25 protein-coding genes are annotated in these 26,443 nt (G+C 71.5%); 13 read left to right on the top strand and 12 right to left on the bottom strand.

Features of this window, described 5'->3' with window-relative positions:
* Positions 1–60 precede the first annotated feature (60 nt).
* The 4 genes from ACFWY6_RS07905 to ACFWY6_RS07890 are packed head-to-tail and all read right to left on the bottom strand — an operon-like array spanning position 61 to position 3,603.
* Positions 61–666 carry a response regulator gene (locus ACFWY6_RS07905; protein WP_384687375.1) on the bottom strand — a complete coding sequence of 202 codons (606 nt, stop codon included), beginning with the start codon at positions 664–666 and terminating at the stop codon, positions 61–63.
* Positions 663–1,901, bottom strand: coding sequence for a sensor histidine kinase (locus tag ACFWY6_RS07900; RefSeq protein ID WP_384687374.1), 1,239 nt, complete (start codon positions 1,899–1,901; stop codon positions 663–665). Before ACFWY6_RS07900 ends, ACFWY6_RS07905 begins: the two co-directional genes overlap by 4 nt.
* A 38-nt stretch (positions 1,902–1,939) precedes the next feature.
* Positions 1,940–2,662 (bottom strand): ABC transporter permease, encoded by a 723-nt coding sequence (locus tag ACFWY6_RS07895; RefSeq protein WP_384687373.1) that lies wholly within the window; start codon positions 2,660–2,662, stop codon positions 1,940–1,942.
* Positions 2,662–3,603 (bottom strand): ABC transporter ATP-binding protein, encoded by a 942-nt coding sequence (locus tag ACFWY6_RS07890; RefSeq protein WP_384687372.1) that lies wholly within the window; start codon positions 3,601–3,603, stop codon positions 2,662–2,664. The genes ACFWY6_RS07895 and ACFWY6_RS07890 overlap by 1 nt, the downstream gene beginning before the upstream one ends.
* A gap of 291 nt (positions 3,604–3,894) precedes the next feature.
* On the opposite strand from ACFWY6_RS07890, the gene ACFWY6_RS07885 reads away from it, so the two are divergent.
* From ACFWY6_RS07885 to ACFWY6_RS07875, 3 genes are read left to right on the top strand one after another with little or no spacing between them, the layout of a single operon-like run.
* A complete protein-coding gene (locus ACFWY6_RS07885) occupies positions 3,895–4,749 on the top strand; it encodes a MaoC/PaaZ C-terminal domain-containing protein (RefSeq protein ID WP_384687371.1) in 855 nt (284 codons plus the stop codon).
* A gap of 47 nt (positions 4,750–4,796) precedes the next feature.
* On the top strand, positions 4,797–5,873 hold the full coding sequence (locus ACFWY6_RS07880; protein ID WP_384687370.1) for a Zn-dependent alcohol dehydrogenase: 1,077 nt from the start codon (positions 4,797–4,799) through the stop codon (positions 5,871–5,873).
* Between the two features lie 47 nt (positions 5,874–5,920).
* Positions 5,921–6,880, top strand: coding sequence for a 3-oxoacyl-ACP reductase (locus ACFWY6_RS07875; RefSeq protein WP_384687369.1), 960 nt, complete (start codon positions 5,921–5,923; stop codon positions 6,878–6,880).
* Between the two features lie 304 nt (positions 6,881–7,184).
* Here the strand turns inward: ACFWY6_RS07875 and ACFWY6_RS07870 are convergent, their stop codons facing one another.
* The 3 genes from ACFWY6_RS07870 to ACFWY6_RS07860 all read right to left on the bottom strand — a co-directional run bounded on the left by ACFWY6_RS07870 (position 7,185) and on the right by ACFWY6_RS07860 (position 10,905).
* Entirely contained in the window at positions 7,185–7,844 is a 660-nt protein-coding gene (locus tag ACFWY6_RS07870) for a PhzF family phenazine biosynthesis protein (protein ID WP_384687368.1), read from the bottom strand.
* Between the two features lie 33 nt (positions 7,845–7,877).
* Positions 7,878–9,392 carry an HtaA domain-containing protein gene (locus ACFWY6_RS07865; RefSeq protein WP_384687367.1) on the bottom strand — a complete coding sequence of 505 codons (1,515 nt, stop codon included), beginning with the start codon at positions 9,390–9,392 and terminating at the stop codon, positions 7,878–7,880.
* 61 nt (positions 9,393–9,453) lie between these two features.
* Positions 9,454–10,905: an HtaA domain-containing protein gene (locus ACFWY6_RS07860; RefSeq protein ID WP_384687366.1), complete on the bottom strand. Its 1,452-nt coding sequence runs from the start codon at positions 10,903–10,905 to the stop codon at positions 9,454–9,456.
* A gap of 135 nt (positions 10,906–11,040) precedes the next feature.
* Here ACFWY6_RS07860 and ACFWY6_RS07855 point away from each other — a divergent pair, with 135 nt between their 5' ends.
* From ACFWY6_RS07855 to ACFWY6_RS07825, 7 genes are all read left to right on the top strand, one after another.
* Positions 11,041–12,057, top strand: coding sequence for a hemin ABC transporter substrate-binding protein (locus ACFWY6_RS07855; RefSeq protein WP_384687365.1), 1,017 nt, complete (start codon positions 11,041–11,043; stop codon positions 12,055–12,057).
* Positions 12,058–12,101: 44 nt separating this feature from the next.
* Positions 12,102–13,187, top strand: coding sequence for a FecCD family ABC transporter permease (locus tag ACFWY6_RS07850; protein ID WP_384687364.1), 1,086 nt, complete (start codon positions 12,102–12,104; stop codon positions 13,185–13,187).
* Positions 13,184–14,029, top strand: a complete 846-nt coding sequence (locus tag ACFWY6_RS07845; RefSeq protein WP_384687363.1) for a heme ABC transporter ATP-binding protein — start codon at positions 13,184–13,186, stop codon at positions 14,027–14,029. The genes ACFWY6_RS07850 and ACFWY6_RS07845 overlap by 4 nt, the downstream gene beginning before the upstream one ends.
* Positions 14,030–14,266: 237 nt before the next feature.
* A complete protein-coding gene (gene efeO / locus ACFWY6_RS07840; protein ID WP_384687362.1) occupies positions 14,267–15,436 on the top strand; it encodes an iron uptake system protein EfeO in 1,170 nt (389 codons plus the stop codon).
* Between the two features lie 33 nt (positions 15,437–15,469).
* Entirely contained in the window at positions 15,470–16,750 is a 1,281-nt protein-coding gene (efeB, locus tag ACFWY6_RS07835; RefSeq protein ID WP_384687361.1) for an iron uptake transporter deferrochelatase/peroxidase subunit, read from the top strand.
* 17 nt (positions 16,751–16,767) lie between these two features.
* Positions 16,768–17,778: an iron uptake transporter permease EfeU gene (gene efeU / locus ACFWY6_RS07830; protein WP_384687360.1), complete on the top strand. Its 1,011-nt coding sequence runs from the start codon at positions 16,768–16,770 to the stop codon at positions 17,776–17,778.
* Positions 17,681–18,619: a hypothetical protein gene (locus ACFWY6_RS07825; protein ID WP_384687384.1), complete on the top strand. Its 939-nt coding sequence runs from the start codon at positions 17,681–17,683 to the stop codon at positions 18,617–18,619. Before efeU ends, ACFWY6_RS07825 begins: the two co-directional genes overlap by 98 nt.
* A 44-nt stretch (positions 18,620–18,663) precedes the next feature.
* Here the strand turns inward: ACFWY6_RS07825 and ACFWY6_RS07820 are convergent, their stop codons facing one another.
* Positions 18,664–19,413, bottom strand: a complete 750-nt coding sequence (locus ACFWY6_RS07820; RefSeq protein WP_384687359.1) for a bifunctional DNA primase/polymerase — start codon at positions 19,411–19,413, stop codon at positions 18,664–18,666.
* 170 nt (positions 19,414–19,583) lie between these two features.
* Here ACFWY6_RS07820 and ACFWY6_RS07815 point away from each other — a divergent pair, with 170 nt between their 5' ends.
* Positions 19,584–20,477, top strand: coding sequence for a glycerophosphodiester phosphodiesterase (locus ACFWY6_RS07815; RefSeq protein ID WP_384687358.1), 894 nt, complete (start codon positions 19,584–19,586; stop codon positions 20,475–20,477).
* Positions 20,478–20,490: 13 nt separating this feature from the next.
* On the opposite strand, the gene ACFWY6_RS07810 is transcribed toward ACFWY6_RS07815, so the two are convergent.
* Positions 20,491–21,123, bottom strand: a complete 633-nt coding sequence (locus ACFWY6_RS07810; RefSeq protein WP_384687357.1) for a TetR/AcrR family transcriptional regulator — start codon at positions 21,121–21,123, stop codon at positions 20,491–20,493.
* A 138-nt stretch (positions 21,124–21,261) separates the two neighbouring features.
* On the opposite strand from ACFWY6_RS07810, the gene ACFWY6_RS07805 reads away from it, so the two are divergent.
* Positions 21,262–21,444 (top strand): DUF6243 family protein, encoded by a 183-nt coding sequence (locus tag ACFWY6_RS07805; RefSeq protein ID WP_266867620.1) that lies wholly within the window; start codon positions 21,262–21,264, stop codon positions 21,442–21,444.
* 165 nt (positions 21,445–21,609) lie between these two features.
* Complete coding sequence (gene ddaH / locus ACFWY6_RS07800) at positions 21,610–22,434, top strand: dimethylargininase (protein ID WP_384687356.1); 825 nt, start codon at positions 21,610–21,612, stop codon at positions 22,432–22,434.
* A 7-nt stretch (positions 22,435–22,441) separates the two neighbouring features.
* On the opposite strand, the gene ACFWY6_RS07795 is transcribed toward ddaH, so the two are convergent.
* From ACFWY6_RS07795 to ACFWY6_RS07785, 3 genes are all read right to left on the bottom strand, one after another.
* On the bottom strand, positions 22,442–23,449 hold the full coding sequence (locus tag ACFWY6_RS07795; protein WP_384687355.1) for a small ribosomal subunit Rsm22 family protein: 1,008 nt from the start codon (positions 23,447–23,449) through the stop codon (positions 22,442–22,444).
* Between the two features lie 344 nt (positions 23,450–23,793).
* Positions 23,794–24,963 (bottom strand): serine hydrolase domain-containing protein, encoded by a 1,170-nt coding sequence (locus ACFWY6_RS07790; protein WP_384687354.1) that lies wholly within the window; start codon positions 24,961–24,963, stop codon positions 23,794–23,796.
* Positions 24,918–26,441 carry a Bcr/CflA family efflux MFS transporter gene (locus ACFWY6_RS07785; RefSeq protein WP_384687353.1) on the bottom strand — a complete coding sequence of 508 codons (1,524 nt, stop codon included), beginning with the start codon at positions 26,439–26,441 and terminating at the stop codon, positions 24,918–24,920. The genes ACFWY6_RS07790 and ACFWY6_RS07785 overlap by 46 nt, the downstream gene beginning before the upstream one ends.
* Positions 26,442–26,443: the final 2 nt, after the last annotated feature.

Here is a 26,443-nt window from a genome sequence, read left to right as displayed (position 1 = left end):
CGGCCGGGGAACGGCGTCACCCGCGGTGCCGCAGAGACCGGTGTCACCGTGGGTGCGGGGTCACAGCCAGCCCTGCTGTCGGGCCTCCCGCACCGCTTCCATCCGGTTCCGCGTCCCCGTCTTGCCGATCGCCGCGGAGAGATAGTTGCGCACGGTCGACTCCGACAGATGGAGCTTGCCCGCGATGTCGGCGACCGTGGCACCGTCCACCGAGGCCTTCAGCACGTCCGCCTCGCGGGCGGTCAGCGGGTTCGGCCCCGCGCTCAGTGCTGCCGCGGCGAGCGCCGGATCGATGACCGTCTCGCCCCGCAGCGCCTGGCGGATCGCCTCGGCCAGGTCCTCGACCGGCCCGTCCTTGACCAGGAAGCCGACCGCTCCCGCCTCCATGGCACGGCGCAGATAGCCGGGCCTGCCGAAGGTGGTGAGGATGAGGACCCGGCACTCGGGGCACTCCTCGCGCAGGTCCGCCGCGGCCTCCAGACCGCTGCGGCCCGGCAGTTCGATGTCGAGCAGCGCCACGTCGGGGCGCGCGGTCAGCGCGGCGTCCACGATCTCGTCGCCCGCCCCCACCTGCGCCACGACCTCGATGTCCTCCTCCATGCCGAGCAGCAGGGCGAGCGCGCCCCGCATCATGCCCTGGTCCTCGGCGAGCAGGACTCTGATCATGGGGTGCGCTCCTCCGGGACGGTGCTCAACTCGGTGACCGGCAGCGTCGCGGTGACCCGGAAGCCGCCGTGCGGTGCGGGCCCCGACTCCAGGGAGCCGCCCGCCGCCGCCAGGCGTTCGGCCAGGCCCTTCAGCCCGCTGCCGGGCGCGGTCGAGCCTACGCCGCGGCCGTCGTCGGTGATCAGCAGCCGGGTCCGTTCGGCGGTGCCCGCGACCTCGATCTCGCAGCGGGTCGCGCGGGAGTGGCGTACGACATTGGTGGCGCACTCACGGACGACCCAGCCGAGCAGCGCCGCCGTCTGCGGGGCGAGCGGCGGCCCCGACTGGCGTACGACCGCGTCGATGCCCGCCGCCTCCAGGAGATCGCGGGCCCGGTCGAGCTCCGTGGCGAGGCTGCCCTCGCGGTAGCCGGTGACCGCCTCGCGGATCTCGGTCAGGGCCTGGCGGCCGACGGACTCGATGTCGGTGACCTGGCCGAGGGCCGCGTCCAGGTCGCGGGGGGCCAGGCGGCGGGTGGCCTCCGCCTTCACGACGATCACCGAAAGGGTGTGGCCGAGCAGGTCGTGCAGATCGCGGGAGAAGCGCAGACGTTCCTTCTCGACGGCGCTGCGGGCCAACTCCTCGCGGGTGGAGCGCAGTTCCTTGACCGTCTCGGAGAGGGCGAGGATCGCCCCGGTCACCATGACGGAGATGAACGTGCCGTAGGCGATGCCCGCGGCGTCCCAGCCGTCCCGGAGGCCGCCGACCACGGCCGCGGCGATGCTCAGGGCGATCCCGGCGGGGGCGAGCTGCCTGCCGCGCAGGACCGCGCCGGTCGCCAGGCCCAGGAGCGGGAAGAACATCAGCCAGCTGCCGCCGTAGCCGATGGCGAGGGCGAAGGTCACCGCGGTCAGCGCGAGCAGGCTGTGCTTCGTCACGCGCGCCTCCCTGGCCTGCTTGTGGAAGGCCCGGAACACCACGTTGATGTAGAGGGAGTTGAAGGCCAGCAGGCCGAGGCCGCCGATCCAGGGGTTGCCGGTCTTGCCCTGGATGACGTTGGAGAAGGAGCCCATGCCCATCAGGAGCCAGGGCAGCATCGAGAAGCCGTTGGGCGGACCCAGATCGCCGGGATCGCTCCGCCCCGACTTCTCCTTCGCCCGCATCTCGGAGAGCTGCGCCCCGGCACCCGCCTTCCAGCGGGCGATGCGACGCCCGAACTCCTGGCGCCGGGCGCGCTTCCCGGATATCGCTGACATGACCTCTCCTGTCGTGCCATGGCGCCTCGCCGGCGTCGTCATACCGTCCGCGCAGCCCTGCGGTACGAGACCACAGCGTACGAACCGAACGCCAGCAGCCAGGCGGTGAGCACCGCGACCGTGCCGAGGCCGATCCCGGAGCCGTCCGTCACGGATGTGCCGAGCTCCGCGTAGCGGTGCGTGGGTGTGTAGTCGGACAGTGCGCGCAGCCAGCCGGGGAACAGGTCGACGGGGAACCACAGGCCGCCGAGCACCGCGAGCCCAAGATTGCACGCCGTGTTCACCACGCCCGTGGTCTGCGCGGTCAGTCGGTAGCCGTTGCCGAGCCCCAGCATCGTGAAGGGCAGCGAGCCGGCCCACAGCAGCACCACGGCGGCCGCCCACTGCCAGGGCGCCATGCGTACGCCGTTGACCAGGCCACCCGCGGCGAACACGGCCACGATCGCCGGAAGCACCGTCACCGCCCCGGTCAGGGCCCGGCCCAGCACGACATCGCGGGGCGTCATCGGCGTGGCCCGCAGCTGCCGCAGCCAGCCGATCGTCTTGTCCTCGGCGACGCCGGTGCCGGTGTTCAGGGCGGCGATCACGGCACCGTACGCGGCCATGCCGACCATGGACGTGGTCTTCCACTCGGCGTATGCGGAGCCGCCGCCGACGTTGGTGAACAGCAGATACATCAGGACCGGAAGGCCGATGCCGCCGATCACGAAGCCGGTGTCGCGCAGGGTCCTGCGCACTTCGAGCCCGAGGTAGGCGACCATCACACGGCCTCCAGGGCGGACGCGGCAGCGGACGCGGGTGACGTCAGCGCGAGGAACGCGTCGTCGAGCGAGGCCGCCGCGACCCGCAGTCCACGGACCGCCCCCAGCTCCGCGAGCGCGACCACCGTCGCGTCGGAGTCCTCCGTACGCAGCGTGGCCCGGCCCCCGCGCACCTCCACGGACCGCACGCCGGGCAGCAGGGTCAGGCCTTCCGTGCCGCGCCCGGCCAGGTCGAAGGAGACGGAGCTGCCGCCCGCGGCCCGCTTGACCTGCTCGCCGCTGCCGTCGGCGACGATCCTGCCGTGGTCCATGACGACGATCCGGTCGGCGTGCCGGTCCGCCTCCTCCAGGTAGTGGGTGGAGAAGAGGACGGTGTGGCCGCGCCGCGCGTAGCCGCGCATCGACGCCCAGAAGGCCGCCCGCGCCTCCACGTCGAGCGCGGCGGTCGGCTCGTCGAGGACGATCAGCGACGGGTTCCCGGCCAGCGCCACGGCGAACCGCACCCGCTGCGTCTGGCCCCCGGACAGCTTGTCCACGCGCCGCCCGGCGAGCTCCTCGATCCCGGCGAGCGCCAGCGCGTCGCCGAGCGGCATCGGCGCCGGATAGCGGCCCGCCACGAAGGAGACCAGCTCGCGGACGGTGACCCGCGGGACGAGCCGCCCCTCCTGGAGCATGGCGCCGACCCGCCCCGCGCGCACGGCGGCCCCGGGCGGGCCGCCGAAGAGCCGGACCTCGCCCGCGTCGGGGTCGTCGAGGCCGAGCAGCAGGGAGATGGCGGTGGACTTGCCCGCGCCGTTGCGGCCGAGCAGGGCCACGGTCTCGCCGGGCTCGATCCGCAGGCCGACGCCGTCGACGGCACGCAGCGGGCCGAAGGCCTTGACCACGCCGGTGAAGGCCACGGCGGGTCCGTGCGCGTGGCTGCTCTCTGAGGTCTTCGTCATGGCTTCGACGCTACGAACTCGGGGCGGGGCGGCGGCAGATGCGGTTGTACGGACCAGGCCGGTACAAATGTCACGGCTCGCCGCCCCGCCCCGCCCGCTGAATCTGACGTGACGTCAGGAGTCTTCACAAGTCCTGGGTGCTGGGCTATACATGGGGTCGCCGGACTGGAACGCGTTCTAGAACGGGCCGGTTCGACGACCGGCTCTCCGGCCCCGTTACGACCTCGGTGCGGCCGACGGTGCGGACGGCCGCGCCGAGGTCTCTGCCCTCCTCCCAAGGAGCTGCCACACATGCCCATCGACGCCGCGAAGGCCCTGGCCGCGCAGCCCAGGTCGGCCGAGATCGCCTGGGACCACAAGGACATCCAGCTCTACCATCTGGGTCTGGGAGCCGGTGTCCCCGCCACCGACCCCGACGAGCTGCGCTACACCCTGGAGTCCAGGCTGCACGTCCTGCCCAGCTTCGCCACCGTCGCGGGGGCGGGCATGGGCATGATGGGCGGCCTCTCCGCCCCCGGCATCGAGGTGAACCTCGCCGCCGTCCTGCACGGCGGCCAGACCATCACCCTGCACCGCCCGATCCCGGTCAAGGGCAGCGCCACGGCCACCTCCAAGGTCGCCGCCGTGTACGACAAGGGCAAGGCCGCCGTCCTCGTCCTGCGCTCCGAAGTGGCCGACGGAGAGGGCCCGTTGTGGACGAGCGACGCCCAGATCTTCGTACGCGGTGAAGGCGGATTCGGCGGCGACCGCGGCCCCTCCGCCCGCGTCCCGGCCCCCGACGGCGAGCCGGACCGTACCGTCGAACGACCCGTGCGCGAGGACCAGGCGCTGCTCTACCGCCTCTCCGGCGACTGGAACCCGCTGCACGCCGACCCCGAGTTCGCCAAGCTCGCGGGCTTCGAGCGGCCGATCCTGCACGGCCTGTGCACCTACGGGATGACGCTCAAGGCCGTCGTGGACACGCTGCTCGACGGCGATGTGTCGCGGGTGCGCGGCTACGGCACGCGCTTCACCGGTGTCGTCTTCCCCGGGGAGACCCTGCGGATCCGGATGTGGCGCACCGAGGGGCGCGTCCAGGCGACCGTGACGGCGGTGGAGCGGGACGACGCGCCGGTGCTCGCCGACACGGTCGTCGAACACGCCTGAATCTTCGCTGAGTCGTCGCTGAATCTTCGTACGAGAGGAGCCGCACCATGCGCGCAGCCGTACTGCACGAGATAGGCCAGGAGAAGCTGGAAGTCCTCGACGACGTCGAGGCGACGGGCTTCGGCCCCGGCAAGGTGAAGATCCGGGTGCGGGCCACCGGCCTGTGCCACTCCGACATATCGGCGATGAACGGCGTACTGCCGCAGCCCGCGCCGTTCATCCCCGGCCACGAGGGCGCGGGCGAGATCATCGACGTGGGCGACGGCGTGACCGGGCTCTCCCAGGGCGACCGGGTGCTGCTGTGCTGGCTGCCCGCGTGCGGCACCTGTCCCGCCTGCAAGCGCGGCCAGACCCAGCTGTGCCTTGCCGGATTCATGAACGCGGGCACGCCCAACTTCAAGCGGCCCGGCGGGGACGTCTTCGGCTTCGCGGGTACGGGGACCTTCACCGAGGAGGTCGTGGTCGACGCGGGCTGCGCCGTGCCGATCCCGGACGACGTGCCCTTCGACATCGCGGCGCTGATCGGCTGCGGCGTGACGACGGGGCTCGGCGCGGCCATCAACACCGCCGATGTGGCCACCGGTTCATCGGTCGCCGTGATCGGCTGCGGCGGTGTCGGCATCTCCGCGATCCAGGGCGCGCGGCTCAAGGGGGCGGCGCAGATCATCGCCGTCGACCCGGTGGCATCGCGCCGCGAGGCCGCGCTGAAGTTCGGCGCGACGGAGGCGGTCGCCCCCGACGAACTCGCCGACGCCAAGCAGCGGGTGACCGCGGGCGAGGGCTTCGACTACGTCTTCGAGGTGGTCGGCAAGTCCGCCACGGCCCGCACGGCGTACGAGACGACGCGGCGCGGCGGCACGCTGTGCGTCGTGGGCGCGGGCGCCCTCGACGACTTCCTCCAGTTCAACATGTTCGAGCTGTTCTTCGACGAGAAGAAGATCCTGCCGTCCATGTACGGCGGCGGTGACGTCCTCACCTCTTACGAGCGGGCCATCGCGCTGTGGCGCGCGGGCCGCATCGACCTGGAGAGCCTCATCACGCACCGGGTGCAGCTGCCCGAGATCAACGAGGCGCTGGATCAGATGCGTACGGGGGTCGCGCTGCGGACCTGCATCGAGATCTGAACTTCCCGGCTCTGAACTCCCCGGTTCTGAAAGGACTTTGATCACTGATGTCACTGTCACCGTCACCGTCACTGCCGCTTGAGGGTCTGTCCGCGATCGTCACGGGGGCGGGCCGGGGCCTCGGCCGCGCCGAGGCCCTCGAACTCGCTCGGCTCGGCGCGAGCGTCGTCGTCAACGACTTCGGGCAGCCAGGACGTGACGGCTCGGGCGAGGCCTCGGCGACGCCGGCCGAGGAGGTCGCCGCGGAGATCCGGGCCGGGGGCGGGCAGGCGGTCGCGCACCTGGGCGATGTCGCGGACCACGAACAGGCGCGCGGGCTCGTCCAGTTGGCGATCGACACGTACGGAAAGCTGGACATCCTGGTCAACAACGCGGGCATTCTGCGGGACCGGATGATCTTCTCGATGAGCGAGGGCGAATGGGACTCCGTCATCCGCGTCCACCTCAAGGGCCACTTCAACACGACCCACTTCGCGTCGGTCCACTGGCGTGAGCGGTCCAAGGCGGCGGGGGAGCCGGTGTACGGCCGGATCGTCAACACGTCGTCGGAGGCGTTCCTCGCCGGGTCGGCGGGGCAGCCGAACTACGCGGCGGCGAAGGGCGGCATCGTCGGTCTCACCACGTCGAGCGCGCTGGCGCTCGGCAAGTACGGGGTGACGGCGAACGTCATCTGTCCGCGGGCGCGGACGCGGATGACGGAGGACGTGTTCGCGGGGTTCCAGGAGCCGGGCGCGGGTGAACTGGACGCGCTGGCCCCGGAGCATGTGGCTCCGCTGGTCGGCTACTTGGCCTCGCCCGCGGCCGCCGCGGTGAACGGTCAGCTGCTGGTGGTGCACGGCGGGATGGTGGCCGTGGTCGAACGCCCGAAGGTGGCCGCGAAGTTCGACACGGCGAAGGGCGTGTTCACGTACGAGGAGCTGGACGAGGCGCTGTCTCCTTATTACGCGGGCCGTCCGGAGGGGGAGACGTTCGCGGCGGCGGAGGTGCTGGGGCTGAAGCGGGGTTAGATTTTCCCCAACCCCGCCCCTTCCCGAAACCATGGGGCTCCGCCCCCTCACCCCACCCCGCGTACGGCGCAGATCCTGCCCGCCGCTTCGCGGCGGATCTTTTCCCGCCCACCCGCCCGATTGCCCGGCAGCTGCCCGCCCACCCATCGATAGGTCTTCGAGCCCGGCCGCAGGCATATCAGCCCGTCCGGCGTTTGAGGACGAACTCGCCGGAGGCGGTGATCGACGGTCAGCTCGCGGCCGGCGGAGCCGGAAGGGATTCGGGTAGGGGTGGGGTTGGGGAAAGAACCGCCGGAGGCAGACCTCAGCCCGAGACGAGCCGCACCCGACCTCCCACCTCGATCAGACCCCCCGGGCCCGGTGCAGTCAGAAGTTGCGAGCCACGCCCCTGCGTGATGTTCAGCGCCCGCCCCAGCTGATGCGTCAGCAGCAACGCCGCCGCCCCCGTGGCCTCGTCCTCGTCGATCCCGTCGTCCCTGCCGGGAAAGGCGCGGGCGCGCACCCGCCCCGCCGCCTCGTCCTCCCACGCCCACGCATAGATCCACTCCCCCGGCGGCGGCACCCGCAGCGCCTCCACCTCGGCCACGCTCCCGTAAGAACGCAGCGTCCGCCCCGGCGCCCACTCCGCCCGCGCAGCGATCCAGCTGAACTCCCCGTCCTGGCGAGCCTCCACCACGCCCGCGGGCGTGACCAGTTCGGGGACGTCGAGCAGCCAGGACGTACCGACGCAGGGGTGTCCCGCGAACGGCAGGCGCAGCGTGGGCGTGTAGATGTCGATGACGCCGCGCTCGGGGTCATCGACGAACACCGTCTCGCTGAAGCCCAGCTTCGCGGCCACCGCCTGCCGGTCACCGCGAGCGGCCACGCGGGCCCCGTCGCGCACGACACCCAGTTCATTGCCGTGCCGACCGTCGGGCCCGCAGAAGACCCTCAGTACATCAAGCCCGTCAGGAAGTTCCGTCATCCGGGCATTCAAGCATCCTCAGTCGAAGCCTTCTCAGGAAACGCGGCGCCTCGCCACGTACACCGCCCCCGCGCCCGCCACGACGACCGCCCCGGCCACGCCGACCAGCGCACCGGTCGGCGTCGACGAACCGGTGGACGCCAGCGAGCCCCCCGTACCCCCGCCGACCGAACCGCCGCCGCCCAGCGAAGCCGAACCCCCGCCGGTGGAACCGGAGTCGGCCGAGCCGCCACCACCGGTGGAGCCGCCGCTGCCGCCCGGCAGCTCGGCACCGTCGGCGACCGAGAGCGCCACCGTGACCGGGTCGATCGCGTCGCCCTCCTTGTACATGGAGCCCGTCGTCTCGTTGGCGAACTGCTTCGCGCCCGCCGCCGTGAACGCCGCCGGGATCTTGTCGAGCAGCACGACGTCGTCCTTCGCCTCGTACGAGGCCTTGGAGAGGTCAAGCGTCGCGAACTTCACGTCGTCGTTGGTGCCCTTGGGCGTGGTGACGTCCACGGTCAGCGTGCCCTTGGCGCCGTCCGCCGCGACCTTGATGTCGCTGAACTTCATGTCGATGCCGTGCGCCTTGTACGCGAAGCGGACGGCGCCGCCGAAGGACGCGGTCAGCTTCTTGGCGTCGGCGTCCAAGTCGGCCTTGGCGTAAGGGAAGTCGTAGCCGTTGTCGTTCTTCTCGGCGCCGCCGGAGAGCGTGGCGCCGCCGCCGGACTCGATGTAGCGGCGGAAGGACTCCTTGACGCCCCAGGCGAGCGAGCCGTCGTAGACCTTGCCTGCGGGCGCCTCGGCGTCGGACGTGGTGGTCGGCTTCGGGGTCGCGGTCGGCTTGTCCGTCGGCTTCGGGGTCTCGGAGGGCTTCTCCGTCGGCTTCGGCGTCTGCGTGGGCTTGTCCGTCGGCTTCGGGGTTTCCGTGGGCTTCTGCGTCGGGGCGCCGGCCGCCTTCACCGTCAGGGTGGCCGGGTCGAGCTTGTCGCCCTCCTTGTACATGCCGTTGAACGCCTTGGCGCCGTCCGCCGTCAGCGTCGCCGGGATGTCCTTGAACGTCATCGCGCCGCCCTCGCCCTGGCCGGGCTTGATGCCGGTCAGGTCGAGCTTGGCGAGGTCGATGTCGTTCTGGGCGGTGCCGTTGAGGCTGACGTCGGCCTGGATGGCGCCGCCCGTGCCCTCGGTGCGGACCTGCACGTCGGACATCTTGATGTCGAAGCCGTGCGCCGTGGAGGAGAAGCGGACCGCGCCCTTGAAGGCGGTGTCGGTGGCGTGCGTCCCGGTGTCGTACGTGCCCGTGCCGTCGGTGAAGGTGAACACCCCGTTGTCCGCCGCCTGCTTGGCGCCGTCCGTGGCCTCGATCTTGCCCAGGGCCATGCCCGTGACGTACTTGCGGAAGGACTCCTTGAAGCCCCACTCAAGCGTGCCGTCCTTGAGCTCGACCTGCGGCGCCGCTGCGGCGCCGCCGTCGGCGGCGAGCGCGGGAAGGGTGAGGGCGGTCGCGCCGAGCGTGACGGCGGTCGCGACGGCTGCGGCGAGGGTTATGGGACGACGAATGGCGGCCATGGTCGGTCTTCTCCTTGAGAGACGGGTGAGGAAGTGAGCTGGGGTGGGTGACCCGGAAGGGTCAGGAATCGGAGCCTGCGGTCTGCTCGGTCGTCGCGGTCGCCTCGGTCGTCGCGCGCTTCTTGCGTACGACGCCGAACGCGACCGCCGCGGCGAGCAGCAGCGCCACGCCCGCGCCCACGCCGATCGGCACGGCGGACGATGAGGAGTCGGCCGAGTCGGCGGCGTTCTGCGTCTTCGGCCCGGTCGCCTTCTTCGGCTGCGGCGTCGGGCTCGCGGACGAGCCGAGGTCCGGCAGCGCGGGCAGCTTCGCGTCGGCGTCGAGGGCGACGGCGAGCGACAGCGGGTCCATCGCGGAGCCCGCCTTGTACATGGACCCGAAGGCCTTCGCACCGTCGCCGGTGAGCTTCGTCGGCACCTCGGTGAGGGAGACGAGGCCGTCCTTCGGCTTCAGCTCCCCGGCCGCGAAGGTGATCAGCGGGGCCTTCTTCAGCGTGACGCCCTTGTCGCCCTTGCTTTCGACGTCCGCGAGGAGCGTGCCCTTGCCGTCCTTCACCTCGACGGCGACCTTGCTCAGCGCGAGGTCGAGGCCGTGCGCGCCGGTGAAGCGCACCGTCCCAGCGAAGTCCGCGCCGAGGGTCTGCTTCTTCTTGTCGTACGTTCCCCGGCCCTCGGGGAAGCGGAAGTACGCGGCACCGTCCTGCGCCCCGGAGGACAGTTTCCACTCGCCCTTGGCGATGGAGCCGGTGACGTACTCCCGGAAGGTGCGGCGCACGCCCCAGTCGACGGCGGCGTCCTCGACGCGGCCCGCCTTCGTCTTCTTCTCGGGCTCCGACGGCTTCTCCGACGGCTTCTTCGACGGCTTGTCGGAGCCGGACTTCGCCGCCAGGTCCGTCGACAGGCTCACCCGGTCGAGCTCGGTGCCCGCCGTGTAGTACCCGGCGAAGGCCTTCGCCCCCTGTGAAGTGAGCGTCGCGGGAAGGTTGTTGAGGGCGATCGGGCCCGAGCCGCCCTTCATGTCGATGCCGGACATGCCGAGGGTCGCGAGCGGCACCTGGGCGTTGGTCGTGACCTTGCCCGTGCCCTTCTCCTTGCTGACCATGTCGGCGTGGAGCGTGCCGGAGCCGCCGGAGATCTTGACGGTGGGGTTGCTGATGGTGAGGTCCAGCTCGTACGAGCCGCCCTTCTTGTGCCCCAGGAAGCGCACCCCGCCCAAGAACCCGGCGGTGAGGGCCCCGCTGTCCGGGTCGTACGACCCCTTGGCCGAATGGAAGCGGAACTGACTGCCGCCGACCGTGGCCGCGCCGCCCTGCAGGGTCGAACTCCCCTGGGCGATCGGCCCGGTCACGTAACTCTGGAAGGAGGATTTGATGCCCCAGTCGAGCCGTCCGCCCTGGACCGTGCGGCTCTCCGCGTGCGCGGCGGCCGCGGGCAGCAGTGCTGCGACGAGCGCGGTGAGCACCGCCACCGCTCCGGCGCGGGCGATGGCTCGCGTCTGTCTTGACGACGACATGGAACCCCTCCGAGTGTGGCTAATGAGGTAAGGCTAACCTAAACTACGATCACTCCGGCTGGAACCCCCAACCCCGGCCACCCGGATCCCGGCCGGCCCAACAACACGACAGGACGGTGGAATTCGGTGCTTCGCATGCCGCGCCCACTCCGTATCGCCGGTGCGTGGACCGCCGTTCTCGCCCTGGCCCTCACGGGCTGTGGGTCATCGTCGGACGACGGTGGCGCCACGTCCCCGAAGGCGAAGACGGCGGCCTCCGCACCCGACCGGGTCGAGCCCCTGAAGTCCCGCCCCGACCCCGTGCTCCCCGCCACCGTCACGTCGGCCGACGGCAAGAAGGTCACCGTCAAGGACACAAGGCGGATCGTGCCGCTCACCGGCAGCCTGAGCGAGATCGTGTTCACGCTCGGCCTCGGCGAGAACGTCGTGGCCCGCGACATCACCGCGACCTTCGAGCAGGCCGAGAAGCTGCCGGTGGTGACACGTGCGCACGACGTCTCGGCGGAGAGCGTGCTCTCCCTGAAGCCGACGGTCGTCCTCGCGGACACCTCAACGGGCCCGGCCGAGGCGATCGACCAGATCCGCGACGCGGGCGTCCCGCTGGTCGTCCTCGACCCGGCGAAGAGCCTCGACGACGTGGGCCCGCGGATCGACGCGGTGGCCAAGGCCCTGGGCGTGAAGAAGGCGGGCGACGAGCTGAAGTCCCGTACGGAGAAGCGGATTTCGGCGGTGCGGAAGTCCATCCCGGCGTCCGCCCGCACCGAGAAGCCGCGCGTGGCCTTCCTCTATCTGCGCGGGTCCGCCTCCGTCTATCTGCTCGGCGGGCGCGAGTCGGGGGCGAGTTCGCTCCTGGAGGCGGCGGGCGCGGTCGACGCGGGCAAGGCGTCAGGCCTGAAGAAGGACTTCACCGCGATCACCAGCGAGGCGTTGGCCGAGGCGGCGCCGGACGCGATTCTCGTGATGTCCAAGGGGCTCGAATCGGTGGACGGCGTGGACGGGCTGCTCAAGATCCCCGGCGTCGCCGAGACCCCTGCCGGTCTCGACCGTCGTGTCGTCTCGATCGACGACGGGGTGCTGTTGAACTACGGGCCGCGGACGGATGAGGTGCTGAAGTCTTTGGTGGGGCAGTTGTACGGGGGCGCCGAGAAGTGACGGTTACCTCCAAGGCCGCTTCATCCGTACCCGGAGGTGAGGCGTTGTGCCCACCCGTTCCGCCCTGCGGAACGCCTGCCCACAACGAGGGCGGGACCTCCAAGCGCAGCGCGCCCTTCCTCCTGACCCTCGGTCTCATCGGCGTACTCGTTCTCCTCTGCCTCCTCTCCGCCGGAATCGGTGCGTACGACATCCCGCTCGGGGACGTCCTCAGTTCGGTCCGGCATCGGATGGGGCTCGGCGGGAGTGCGCTCGACCGGGTCGGGGAGAGCGTGCTGTGGAACGTGCGGCTGCCACGGGTGACGCTCGCCCTGCTGGTCGGCGGGTCGCTGGGGTGCGCCGGGGCGCTGATGCAGGGCGTGTTCGGGAATCCGCTCGCCGAGCCGGGGGTCATCGGGATATCGGCGGGCGCGGCCGTCGGCGCGGTCGCGTCGATCGCGCTCGGGCTGAGCTTCTTCGGGAACTGGACGGTGACGGTGTGCGCGTTCGTCGCCGGGCTCGCGACCGTCCTTCTCGTGTACGTGCTCTCGCGCGACGGCGGGCGCACAGAGGTCGTCACGCTCATCCTCACCGGGATCGCCGTGAACGCCTTCGCGGGGGCGCTGATCGGGCTCTGCATCTTCTTCGCGGACAACGCGCAGATCACCCAGATCACGTTCTGGCAGCTCGGCTCGCTCGCCGGTGCGACCTGGCCGAAGGTGCTCGCCGTGCTGCCGTGCGCGGTGGCCGGACTTGCGCTCGCGCCGCTGTACGCACGGAAGTTGGACCTCCTCGCGCTCGGCGAGCGACCCGCGCGGCATCTGGGGGTCGACGTCGAGCGGCTGCGGCTCGTGCTGGTTCTCGTGGTGGCGCTGCTGACCGCGGCCGCGGTGGCCGTCGCCGGGATCATCACGTTCGTGGGGCTGCTCGTGCCGCATCTGCTGCGGATGGCGGCGGGCCCCGGGCACCGCTTCCTGGTGCCGGGCAGTGCGCTGGGCGGGGCGGTGGTGCTGGTCGGCGCGGACCTGGCGGCGCGTACGGTCGCGGCGCCGGCCGAGCTGCCGCTGGGGGTGCTCACGGCGCTCTTCGGCAGCCCGTTCTTCTTCTGGCTGTTGCGCAGGACCCGTCGCAGGCAAGGGGGTTGGGCATGATCGGGCGGATCGCCCACCGGCTGTTCTCCTCCGGCGGCGGGCGTGTCCTGCCGGGGCCGGTCTCCCCTGGTGATGCGCTCGCGGAGGTTTCGGACCTGCGGGTGCGGCTCGGGGGGCGCGAGGTGCTCGCCGGGGTGTCCCTCACCGCGCGGGCGGGCGAGGTGCTGGCCCTCGTCGGGCCCAACGGGGCAGGTAAATCAACCCTGTTGGCGGCCCTGGCGGCGGACATCGCGGCGGACGAGGGGAGTGTGCGCGTCTGCGGGCGCCCGGTCGCCCAGTGGCCGGCCCGAGAACTCGCCCTGCGGCGTGCGGTGTTGCCGCAGGCGGCCGCGCTGTCCTTTCCGTTCGCGGTGGAGGACGTCGTCTGCATGGGGCGCGCGCCCTGGGCGGGGACGGCCCTGGAGGACGACGACGACCGGGTCGTACATGAGGCGATGGCCGCGACGGAGGTCGGCGAGTTCGCCGCCCGTTCCTTCTCCGCGCTGAGCGGGGGCGAGCGGGCGCGGGTCGCGCTGGCCCGGGTCCTGGCCCAGCGGGCACCACTCCTTCTGCTCGACGAGCCGACGGCGGCACTGGATCTTCGCCACCAGGAGCTGGTCCTGCGGATCTGCCGGGAGCGGGCCGCCGCGGGGGACGCGGTGGTCGTGGTCCTGCATGACCTGGGGCTCGCGGCGGCGTACGCGGACCGGGCGGTGGTGTTGCGCGGCGGGGCGGTGGCCGCGGAGGGCCCTCCGGGCGAGGCGTTCACCGGGGAGCTCCTGAGCAAGGTCTACCGCCAGCCGGTGGAGGTGTTCCCGCATCCCCGTACGGGGGCTCCGCTCGTGACTCCGGTGCGGGGCTGAAGAGTCATCCCGTCCGGCCTCTGATGACGGACTCGGCAGAGCCGGTGATCAACTCCTTGACCCGCGCTTTGCCACCCCATGAAGCCCCCATCACCCCACCGTGACACCCCCGTAAGCACCGCCGAACACTGAGAGGTGAATCACGGAACGGCTGGGTATCGACCAGGTAAGGCTCAGTTAAGTTAGGTCCGCCTCACCGGCACCCCGGAACCGTCCGTGAACCGTCTTGGAGCCCCTATGCGCCCCGTCCGCCTCTCCGCCGCCACTGCCATCGCCGCAGCAGCAGCGCTCACCGCCGTCACGGGCTGCACCGAGAAAAGCGACGCCAAGGGCGGCGGCGGGAACACCGTCGAGGTGACCGCCACCGACACGAAGTGCGAGGTCTCCAAGACCAAGCTCTCCGCCGGGCACGTCGAGCTCGCCATCGAGAACAAGGGCTCCAAGGTCACCGAGGTCTACCTCCTCTTCCCCGACGACCGCATCGTCAGCGAGCGCGAGAACATCGGCCCCGGCACCAAGCAGAAGCTGACCGCCGAGGTGAAGTCCGGTTCGTACCAGATCGCCTGCAAGCCGGGCATGAAGGGCGACGGCATCCGCCAGAAGGTCACCGTCAGCGGCGGCAAGGCCGTCAAGCGCGACCCGCGCCTGGACAAGGCCGTCGCCGACTACCGCGCCTACGCGCAGGAGCAGGCCGACGCGACGCTGCCCAAGGTGAAGCTCTTCACCGACGCCGTCCGCAAGGGCGACATCGAGGCCGCGAAGAAGGCGTACGCCAACTCCCGCATCGGCTGGGAGCGCACCGAGCCGGTCGCCGAGTCCTTCGGTGACATCGACCCGAAGGTCGACCTCCGCGAGGACGGTCTGGCGGACGACCAGGACCTGGAGAAGGACTGGACGGGCTGGCACCGTCTGGAGCGGTCCCTGTGGAAGGACAAGAAGCTCGGCGAGCGCGACAAGGAGCTCGCCACCCGGCTGGACAAGGACCTCAAGGACTGGCAGAACCGTGTCGGCAAGGCCGTGATCACCCCGACCTCCATGGCCAACGGCGCCAAGGAGCTCCTCGACGAGGTCGCCACCGGCAAGGTCACCGGCGAGGAGGAGCGCTACTCGCACACCGACCTCGTCGACTTCAAGGCGAACGTCGAGGGTGCCGAGAAGGCGTACGGACTGCTGAAGGCCGTCGCGTCCGAGAACGACCCGGCGCTCACCAAGGAGCTCGACAAGCAGTTCGCGGCCCTGGACAAGCTGCTCGGCAAGTACCGCACGGGCGGCGGCAAGGACTCGTACACCTTCACGTCGTACGACAAGCTCGGCAAGGCGGACGTCAAGGAGCTGCAGAACGGCGTCAACGCCCTCGCGGAGCCGCTGTCGAAGCTGGCCGCCGCCGTCGTCGGCAAGTCCAAGTAGGGGCAAGGGCAGAGGCAAAGGGGGAACCGAGCGATGACTGAGATCACGAACGGCACCGACAGTGCGTCCATACCGGACGAGGACACCAACTCCGCCTCCCCTTCCCGGCGTTCACTCCTCGGCTGGGGCGGCGCCGGGCTCGCGCTCGGTGCCGCGGTCACGGGCGGCGTGGCGGCGGTGGCGCGGTCCGGTGACGAGACCGTGCCCGCGGCGTCGGCGGGCGGCGCGGTCGCCTTCCACGGCAGGCACCAGGCGGGCATCGCCACGGCCGTCCAGGACCGGCTTCACTTCGCCGCGTTCGACGTGAAGACGGACGACCGCGAGCAGTTCGTGCAGCTCCTCAAGGACTGGACGAAGGCCGCCGCGCGGATGACGGCGGGGCACGAGGTCGGCGAGGGCGCCTACGGCGGTCTCGCCGAGGCGCCGCCGGACGACACCGGTGAGGCGCTCGGCCTCAAGCCGTCCCGGCTCACGCTCACGATCGGCTTCGGTCCGAGCCTCTTCGAGAAGTTCGGGCTCAAGGACCGGCGGCCCGAAGCCCTGGTCGATCTGCCCAAGTTCCCCGGCGACAACCTCGACAAGTCCCGTGGCGGCGGCGACATCTGCGTACAGGCCTGCGCGGACGACCCGCAGGTCGCCGTGCACGCGATCCGCAATCTCGCCCGCCTCGGCTTCGGCAAGGTCGCGGTGCGCTGGTCGCAGCTCGGCTTCGGCAAGACGTCGTCGACGACGCCGGGCGCGCAGACGCCGCGCAACCTCTTCGGGTTCAAGGACGGCACCCGCAACGTCTCGGGCGAGGACAACTCCGCGCTCGCCAAGCATGTCTGGGTGGGCGAGAAGGAGGGGCCGGAGTGGATGGCCGGCGGTTCCTACCTCGTCGCGCGCCGCATCCGGATGAACGTCGAGACCTGGGACCGTACTCCGCTCGGTGAGCAGGAGGACATCTTCGGGCGCGACAAGCGCGAGGGCGCCCCGGTCGGCAAGGCCAAGGAGCACGACGAGCCGTTCCTGAAGGCGATGAAGCCCGAGGCGCATGTACGGCTCGCGCACCCGGACAGCAACGACGGTGCGACGATCCTGCGCCGCGGCTACTCCTTCACGGACGGCACCGACGGCCTGGGCCGCCTGGACGCGGGGCTCTTCTTCCTCGCGTACCAGAAGGACGTCCGCACGGGCTTCATTCCGGTGCAGCGCAGCCTGGCGCGCGCCGACGTTCTCAACGAGTACATCCAGCACGTGGGTTCAGCGGTCTTCGCGATCCCGCCGGGCGTCCGCGACAAGGACGACTGGTGGGGCCGGGCACTGTTCAGCTGAGGGGAACTGACTGACTCATGTTCGGCAACTATCTGATCGGCCTGCGCGAAGGCCTTGAGGCCAGCCTGGTCGTCTGCATCCTCATCGCCTATCTGGTGAAGACGGAGCGCCGCGACGCGCTGCGGCCCATCTGGGTCGGCATCGGTGTCGCGTGCGCCATCGCGTTCGGCTTCGGCTGCGCGCTGACGTTCGGTTCGCAGGAACTGACGTTCAAGGCGCAGGAGGCGCTGGGCGGTTCGCTGTCGATCCTCGCCGTGGCGCTCGTGACGTGGATGGTCTTCTGGATGCGGCGTACGGCCCGTCATCTCAAGGCCGAGCTGCACGGCAAGCTGGACGCGGCCCTGCAGATGGGCACGGGTGCGCTGGTCGCCACGGCGTTCCTCGCCGTGGGCCGCGAGGGCCTGGAGACGGCGCTGTTCGTGTGGGCCTCGGTGCGGGCATCGGGCGACGGCACGCCGGGGCCGCTGATCGGCGTGCTCCTCGGCCTTGCCACCGCGATCGCGCTTGGCTGGCTGTTCTACAAGGGCACGGTCCGCATCAACCTGGCGAAGTTCTTCACCTGGACCGGCGCCATGCTGGTGGTCGTGGCGGCGGGCGTCCTCGCGTACGGCGTGCACGACCTGCAGGAGGCGGAGTTCCTCGGCGGCCTGCGGGACAAGGCGTTCGACATCAGCGCGACGATCCCTCCGGACAGCTGGTACGGCACGCTCCTGAAGGGCATCTTCAACTTCCAGCCCGACCCGACGGTCGCCCAGGTCACGGTGTGGCTGCTGTACCTGATCCCGACGCTCGCGTTCTTCTTCGCCCCGGTAGGGTTCGGGCCCGGGAAGGGGAAGGTGAACGCAACGCATGAGCAGGCTTCCAAGGCAGCGCACCCCGATGTCGCGCACTCCGATGCGGGGTCGGGCACGGCGGCCGGTCCGGTACGCGATGGTGGCGTCGTCGGTGACCGTACTGACCGTGACGGCGAGCGGCTGCGTGACGGTGCACGGGGAGCGGGAAGTCGTCCCGTCGGCGACGAAGGCTGAGGCCGAGCGGGCGCTGGAGGACTTCCTCACCGCGTACAACAAGGCGGAGAAGGCGTACGACCCCGCCCTGGACGCGGCCCGTGTCACGGGCCCGCTGAGCGCCATCAACCAGGCGGGCCTGAAGTCGCGGGGCGCGCAGAACCCGGGCGGCAACCCCAAGCATGTGCCGCTGGAGCTGACGGACGCGAAGTTCGCGATCCCCAAGAAGGCCGGCTGGCCGCGGTGGTTCGTCGCGGACACGAAGTCCAACCGGCGGGGCGATCTGCGCTGGGTGCTCGTCTTCACCAAGGGCGGCAAGGACCAGCTGTGGGAGGCGTCCTATCTGAACCTGGTGGCGCCCGGGAAGGTCCCTGAGCTGAAGAAGGACAAGGACGGCTGGGCCGAGCCGGTCGAGGCGGGTGCTCCGGGTCTCGCGGTGGCGCCGAGGAATCTCGGCGAGGAGTACGTGACGTATCTGAAGTCGGGTGGCGACACGTTCGCGCCGGGCGATCACACGTCGACGTGGAAGGCGTTCCGCGACAAGAACACCAAGCGCCGGGGCATCGCCGTCCAGTACATCGACGAGCCGCAGAACGCCGGCACGTTCGCGCCGGTGGGCCTGCGGACCAAGGACGGCGGGGCGATGGTCTTCTTCGCGACGCACCACTACGAGAAGCAGACCGCCGCGAAGGGCGTCGACCTCACCGTCGACGCCGATGTGAAGCCCCTGATGAAGGGCGAGGTCAAGCAGTCGGTGACGCTGGAGCGCGTCTCCAACCAGCTCGTCGTCGACCCGGCGGGTTCGGAGCCGGTGGCCTTCCTGAGCCGCATCCAGGGCCTGACCGGCGCCAAGGGCGAGTAGCGGGCGGGCGTCTGCCTGTTGCGGGCGTCTGCCCGTTGGGGGTGTCAGCCCCTCAACGGCCAGGCGGCCACGTCGTGTTGGGGCTCGCCCGCGACCCGGGCGCATGCGTCCGTGAGGGCCTCGAGCAGCGTCAGCGGATCCGGCAGCGCGTGCTCGGGGCCCCGGATCCAGCGGACCGCGAGATCACCCGGCAGCCGCGCGGGCGGCACCAGGACGTACGACCCGCGGCAGTGCCACCGGAAGCCCGGGTGTTCGTTCGTCGTCTCGGGGTGGCAGTCCAGCTCGCAGGGCCACCACTCGTCCTCGTCCTCGGGGGTGCCGCGGGTGAGCGTGAAGAAGAGCATCCGCCCCTCGTCCATGACGCCGTCGGACTCGGCGACCGGCCCCACGTCGATGCCCTCGGCGAGCAGCCGCTCCAGGGCCGCGCGTCCGGCGGCCAGCGGGACGTCGAGGACGTCGTGCACCATCCCCGTGGCGGTGATGAAGTTGGCCTGCGGCTGGTGCCTTGCCCAGCGCTCGATCTGCGCACGATCGGTGGTGGCCTGCGTCTGCCAGGCGAAGGAGAGCGGATGCCGCGCGGGCGTGGGACACCCGATGCGGTCGCAGGAACATCGGTACGCGGAAGGGTGCGCGGCCGGCGAGAGCGGCAGCCCTGCCCCCGCGGCGGCGACGAGCAGCGCTTCGCGCTCCGCCGCGTCGCCCGTCGCGTCCGCGTCCTGCGGACGGGGGCGGCGGCGAAGCCACTGGGAAATCCTGCTCTGCCCGCCGGAACGGCGGCCGAACTCCGCGCCCATCTATCCCCTCACCTCACACTTGTGCCGAGAAGCCTCTCCCATGGTCGCACCATCCTGCGCCTCGGGGGGCCAGAGCCCACATCCGGGGTAGCAGGGGTGATGCAAGGCGCAGGGTGACATAGCGCGTCATTGCGTATGAAGACGGGATATACCGACCTACCGTGTTCGCCATGGTCACCAGGACTGTGCTCACGGGACTCACGGGGCTCACGAGCCTCACCACGCTGGCCCTCACGGCACCCACCGGCCCGCTGGCCCCGCTGGAATGGGGCGGCGGCCCGCTGACGGTGAAGGCACTCCCCCGCGTCGCCTACACCGCACACCGGGGCGGCGCCCTGGAGGTTCCGGAGAACAGCATGTCGGGCCTGATGGCGGCCTACGAGCGTGGCACGGCCGAGGTCATCGACGTCGATACGCGGATGCTGCGCGACGGCACGCTGGTCGCCATGCACGACGCGACCCTGGACCGTACGACGACGTCCACCGGGCCGGTGCGGGCGCTCACCCTGCGGGAGTCGCGGGACGTCCGGCTGCGGCCGGGCCGGGCGCTGCCCGGCAGCTGGCGTGCCGAGCGGCCGCCGACGGTCGCGGAGATCCTGGACCGGTTCGGCGGGCGGGTCGTGCTGATGCTGGAGGCGAAGGACCCGCACAGTCTGCGCGCGCTCGGCGCGCTGATCCGGGCGCGCGGCCTGACCCGCTCGGTGTTCGTGAACTCCAACGAGCCGGCCGTGGCGCTGCGCGCGCACCGCATGGGCCTGCTCGCGCAGCTGTGGCGCACCAGGCAGCAGATGCTCGGCGACCGGCCCGAGCGCTGGGCGGACTTCGTGGACGTGCTGGACGTGGACCACAAGGCGCGCGACCGCGACCTGGTCCGCGCGGTCAACTCCGGTGTCCCGCGGGTGTGGGCGCACACGGTGACCACCCCGAAGCAGCGCGACCGGGCGCTGCGGCTCGGCTGCGACGGCGTGATCACGGACGCGCCGGGGCGGCTCGCGCGGACGCCGGTGAAGGGCGTGAAGGGCGTGAGCGCCGCCGGACTGCAGTCGTGGTGGCCGGTCAACTGACCGCGGCGGGCGATCAGCGCGGCGCGATGCCGTAGAGGGCGTACTCGACGAGCTTGTCGCCGTACTCGTGGGTGAGCGGTCCGGTGCGCTGCAGCCAGCGCTGGGCGAGCGGGCCGCTCCACAGCTCCAGGGCGATGCGCGGGTCCACATGGGGGGCGACCTGGCCGGCTTCCTTGGCGATCTCCAGGCGCTTCACGAAGAGCTGGAGCGAGGGTTCGAGGAGCTTCTCCACGTACTCGGCGCTGAGCTCCGGGTTGATCATGCCTTCGGCGGCGAGCGCGCGCCAAGGGGCGTCGTACTTGGGGTTCTTGAACTCGTCGATGGTGGACCGCACGACGTTCTTGAGGTCGGTCTCCAGGTCTCCGGTGTCCGGGATCTCGTACTGGGTCGTCTCGTGGCCCGCCGCGTCGCTCGCCTCCTGGGTGGCCTGTGCGCCGAGGTCGAGGAAGGCGTCGAGCAGGACGGCGCCCTTGGACGGCCACCAGCGGTAGATCGTCTGCTTGCCGACGCCCGCGCGGGCGGCGATCGCCTCGATGGTGAGCTTGCCGTAGCCGACCTCGGTGACGAGGTCCATGGCGGCGTCATAGATGGCGCGGCGCGAGCGCTCGCTGCGGCGCGTGGAGTCAGGGGCGGATTTCGTGGCCATGTCTCCGAATGTAGCAGCGAACGAGGCGAGACGTACCGTCTCGAATGCCCTTGACAAGACGCACCGTCTCGTTCAAAGTATTCAAGGAGGCGAGACGATGCGTCTCGCCAAGGGAACTCTCGATCCGGAGGTACGCACATGTCACGAGGTGGAGCAGGAAACATGCTGGGCGTCGGCGGTACGCGCTCGAAGCTGTCCCGCAAGGCACTGCGGGGCTCGGGCCGCGACGGCCAGATCGGCGGCGGACTCAGCCCGCAGGCGCAGAAGCGTGAACTCCTTCGCAAGCTCCAGGAAGGCCGCTCGGCGCACGACGGGTCATGAGACCGGGACGTGGATGGCGTGTTAACCATCCCCCGCCCCGGGTGACCACTTGTCGAACCACCCGTTCAGATCACTGCGCGAGGGCTCCGCACACCGCACCATGGTCAGCACCTGCCCCACAGAAGGCAGCACCAACTGACCACCGCGGTACGTGAGGAGCCCTCGTTGAGTCGTTTTCCTCGTCGCGCCACACCCCGGCGCTATCTGATGTGCTCACCGGCACACTTCAAGGTCACGTACTCCATCAATCCGTGGATGGACCCCTCCAAACCCGTCGACGTGCCACTGGCCGTCGCGCAGTGGGAAGACCTGCGCGACCGCTACCGCTCGCTCGGCCACACCGTCGAAGAGCTCACCCCGCGTCCCGGCCTGCCGGACATGGTCTTCGCCGCGAACGGCGCGACCGTCGTCGAGGGACGCGTGCTCGGCGCCCGCTTCGCCCACCCGGAGCGCGGACCCGAGGCCGAGGCCCACCTGGAGTGGTTCCGGGAGCACGGCTTCACGGACCTCCACGAACCGGTGCACATCAACGAGGGCGAGGGCGACTTCGCCGTCACGTCCTCCTGGGTCCTTGCGGGCCGCGGTTTCCGGGCCAGCCCGCTGTCGCACGGGGAGGCCCAGGAGTTCTTCGGCCGCCCGGTGCTCGGACTCGACCTCGTCGACCCCCGCTACTACCACCTGGACACCGCGCTCGCCGTCCTGGACGACGCGGCGAACGACGTCATGTACTACCCGCCGGCGTTCTCACCGGGCAGCCAGGCGGTGCTGCGGCGGCTCTTCCCGCACGCGCTGATCGCGGAGGAACCGGACGCGGTGGCCCTGGGGCTCAACGCGGTGTCGGACGGCCTGCACGTCCTGCTCCCGCAGGCCGCGGTCGGCCTCTTCGAGCCGCTGCGGGCCCGCGGCTACGAACCGATCGGCATGGATCTGACCGAGCTGCTCAAGGGCGGCGGCAGCGTGAAGTGCTGCACGCAGGAGCTGCGCGGGTGACTCCCGGCTAGCTCTCCTGGTGGGGCGGCCACGGGTCGCCCCACTCCGCGTCGCGGGCCGCCTTGTACAGCGGGCCGTGCCGCTTGGTCACCGTCTCGCGGCCCAGCGTCTCGTCCGCCGCGCACAGGTCGAGCAGGACCTGGCCCTTGCGGATCTGCGGCTTGCGCACGACGCGGTTGGCCGCGGGCTCCGCGTCGAAGCGGACGGCCGCCACATAGCTGAACTTCTCGTCCTCGTACGCCAATGAGCCGCCCTTGACCTGCCGGTGCAGGGAGGAGCGGCTGACGCGCGCCGAGAAGTGGCACCAGTCCGCGCCGGGCACGATCGGGCAGGCGGCGCTGTGCGGGCAGGGCGCGGCGATCCGGAAGCCCGCGGCGATCAGCCGGTCGCGGGCCTCGATGACGCGTGCGTAACCGTCGGGGGTGCCGGGCTCGATGATGACGACGGCCTGCTGTGCCGCTGCCGCCGCCGCGTCCACGAGGGCCCGCCGGTCGGCCTCGGTCAGCTCATTCAGTACGTACGACACCGTGACGAGATCAGTGCTCTCGATGCTGAGCGCCGCTCCGATACGAGAGCGCTGCCACTGCACCGCCTTCAACTCCGGGACCCCGGCCGCCAGTTCACGCCCCAGGGCAAGGGCGGGCTCGGCCCAGTCAAGGACCGTCACCGGCCGCTCACCGCCCCACGTCGCGTTCGCCGCCCAGACCGCCGCGCCGGTGCCACCACCGACATCCACATGACTGCCGGGCACCCACCCTTCGGGCGCCGCGTCCGCGAGAGCACCGAGCACGGAACGCACCGCCTCGAAGGTCGCGGGCATCCGGTACGCGGCATACGCGGCGACATCCGCGCGGTCACGCAGAATCGGGGCGTCGGTAGGGGTACGCCCCCGATAACTGGCGATCAGCCGCTCAACGGCCTGCGCGGCCTGCTTCGGCGGCAGCCCGTCAAGCAGCCCGGCGAGGGCGGCACGCAGGGCTTCGGCGGGGGAGGCCTGGGAGATCGGGGGGTTCACCCGGTGATTCTACGGCCCGCGAGGGAGCGCCCCGAAGGGGCGGGGGGGGGGGCCCGGGGCCGGGGGGGCCCCCCCCTTTTTTGAATGGGCCGGCGTCGCCCGCGCCCCGAAGGGGCGCGGGGCTGTGACATATGCGGCTCCGCCGCGCGGGCGCGACAAGCCTTCACCGGGCCCCGAAGGGGCGCGGGGAACTGCGCGACAAGCCCCCACCGGGCCCGCAGATGGTCCACCGCACGCCCGGGGCGGAGAACTCGACGCCCGAGGGCGGGACGCGCCCCTTTAGGGGCTGCGCGTCAAGCCCCCACCGGGCCCGCAGGCGAATCACCGCACCCCGCAGCGGAGCGTCACCGCGCCGCCCGCGCGAGGCGGGTGGCCGCCCGGGCCCGCGGCCCGCTGTCGGCAGACCGGCGGCGCGGATGCACGGTATTCGCGAGCAGGATCAGGAAGGTGTCCGTCGCGGGGTCCATGACCAGGGACGTCCCCGTAAACCCCGTGTGCCCCGCCGCCCCGCGCCCCGCGAGAGACCCCATGAACCACTCCTGGTCGAGGCCGAAGCCGAGCCCCGGCGCCGCCAGCATCAGCTCCACGAAGTCCGGGCCGAGGATGCGCGCGGTGCCGTAGGAGCCGCCGCACAGCAGCGCGCGGCAGAACACCGCGAGGTCGCGCACCGTGGAGAAGAGCCCGGCGTGGCCCGCGACGCCGCCCAGCGCCCAGGCGTTCTCGTCGTGCACATCGCCCCGCAGCATCCCCCGGTCGGCCTTGGCCCAGGGGGTGCGCTGGTCCTCGGTGGCGGCCGCGTCCGGGCGCGGCCCGAAGCCGGTGGCCGCCATGCCGAGCGGCCGGGTGATGCCCTCGCGTACGAGGACGTCGAGCGGGCGGCGGGTGATGCGCTCAAGGACGTGCTGGAGGAGCAGCATGTTCAGGTCGGAGTAGACGTGCGTGCCCGGCTCGGCGGAGGGGGCCTCGGAGCGCAGGGCGTCGAGCCGCGCCCGGTCGTCCGGGCAGGCGTACAGCGGGAGTTCGGGGCGCAGGCCCGAGGTGTGGGTGAGCAGCTGGCGCACGCTGATCCGGTGCTCGGCGGCCGCCGTGAACTCGGGGAGGTACGCCGACACCAGCGCGTCGATGCCGAGCGTGCCGCGCTCCAGCTGCTGCATGGCGGCGACGGTGGTGAACAGCTTGGTCAGCGAGGCCAGGTCGAAGGGCGTGTCGGTGCGGGCCGGCACCCGCTGCTCGGGCGGCAGTTCGACACCCGCGTCGGCCACCGGGTCGTAAGCGCTGTAGCGCACCGCGTATCCCGCGGCCTCCTCGACGGCGATCACCGGGCCGCGTCCCGCGAGCACCACGGCGCCCGCGCACCAGGGCCGCTCGCCGCGCGTCAGGGCGCGCACCTCTCGTACGAGACGGGTCATCTCATCCGTGTCGAGTCCCGCGCGGTCCGGTGTTCCGGGGCGCAGGAGACGGGGCGCGGTCAGTGGTCCGCCTCCCCCCGCGTAGTCCGCTGCCAGGGTCGGCACAGTCCCACGAAGCAGCCGATCGCCGCCAGGGCGCAGACGAGCTGCACCAGGGCCATCGGGACGGCCGTGGCCTCGCCGGCGATGCCCACCAGCGGTGAGGCGATCGCGCCGATGAGGAAGGAGGACGTGCCGAGCAGCGCGGAGGCCGAGCCCGCGGCGTGCGGGGTGCGCATCAGGGCGAGCGCGTTGGTGTTGGGCATCGCGAGGCCCATCGCCGACATCAGGACGAAGAGCCCGGCGGCGACGGGGAACAGGCTGACGTCGCCGAAGACGCCCGAGGTCATCAGGAGGAGCGCGGCCGCCGCGAGGGTGATGACGGTGAGGCCGAAGGTGAGCGCCTTGTCGAGGCTGACCCGGCCGACGAGGATCTTGCCGTTGATCTGGCCGACGACGATCAGGCCGACGGAGTTGACGCCGAAGAGCAGGCTGAAGGTCTGCGGGGACGCGCCGTAGATCTCCTGGATGACGAACGGCGACGCGGAGACGTAGGCGAAGAGCGCGGCGAAGGCGAAGCCGCCCGCGATCATGTAGCCGGTGAAGACGCGGTCGGCGAGCAGTCCTCGCATGGTGCGCAGGGCTTCGGCGGTCCCGCCGCTGTGCCGCTTCTCCGGGGCGAGCGTCTCGGGGAGCCGCCGCCAGACGAGGACCGTCAGGGCGACGCCGACGACGGTGAGGACGGCGAAGACGCCGCGCCAGTCGGTGAAGCGCAGGACCTGGCCGCCGATGAGGGGCGCGACGACCGGGGCGACCCCGGAGATCAGCATGAGGGTGGAGAAGAACCGGGCCATCTCCACGCCGTCGTAGAGATCACGCACGATGGCGCGGGCGATGACGATGCCCGCGGCGCCCGCGAGGCCCTGCAACAGCCGGAATCCGATGAGGAGTTCGGCGGTGGGCGCGAAGGCGCAGATCGCGGTGGCGAAGACATAGACGAACAGGCCGATGAGCAGGGGTCTGCGCCGCCCCCACTTGTCGCTCATCGGCCCGACGGCCAGCTGCCCGAGCGCCATGCCGGCGAGGCAGCCGGTGAGCGTGAGCTGGGCGGTCGCGGCGGACGTGTGCAGCGAGCGGGTGACCTCCGGGAGGGCCGGGAGGTACATGTCCATGGAGAGCGGCGGCACCGCGGTGAGCCCGCCGAGGGCGAGGGTGACGAGGAGGCCGGTGCGGCGCCGTGCGGCGAGGCCGGGTGCGTGGGGCTCCGGGCCGGGTGTGTCGGCGACGAGGGACGAGCCGCTCGGCTCTCCGGCCGGCCGCGCGGGTCGGGCGGATCGGGCGGATCGGGCGGAGCCCTGAGCCGGGACGTGCCGCCGTCGCCCGGCGGGACCACCCGTTCCGGGACGGTCCGGTCCGGGACTGTCCGGTCCGGCGACGGCTCCCGCTGCGGCCTGCTCGCCGGAGGCGCTCGGCTCTGCCGTTCCGGACTGCCGTCTGCGCGGACCCTCGGCCCCTCCCGTCGTGCGGCTGCCGTGTTCCGGCATGC

This window comes from Streptomyces sp. NPDC059037, assembly GCF_042740015.1.
Taxonomy (GTDB): domain Bacteria; phylum Actinomycetota; class Actinomycetes; order Streptomycetales; family Streptomycetaceae; genus Streptomyces.
This window is presented reverse-complemented; position numbering and strand designations above follow the sequence as displayed.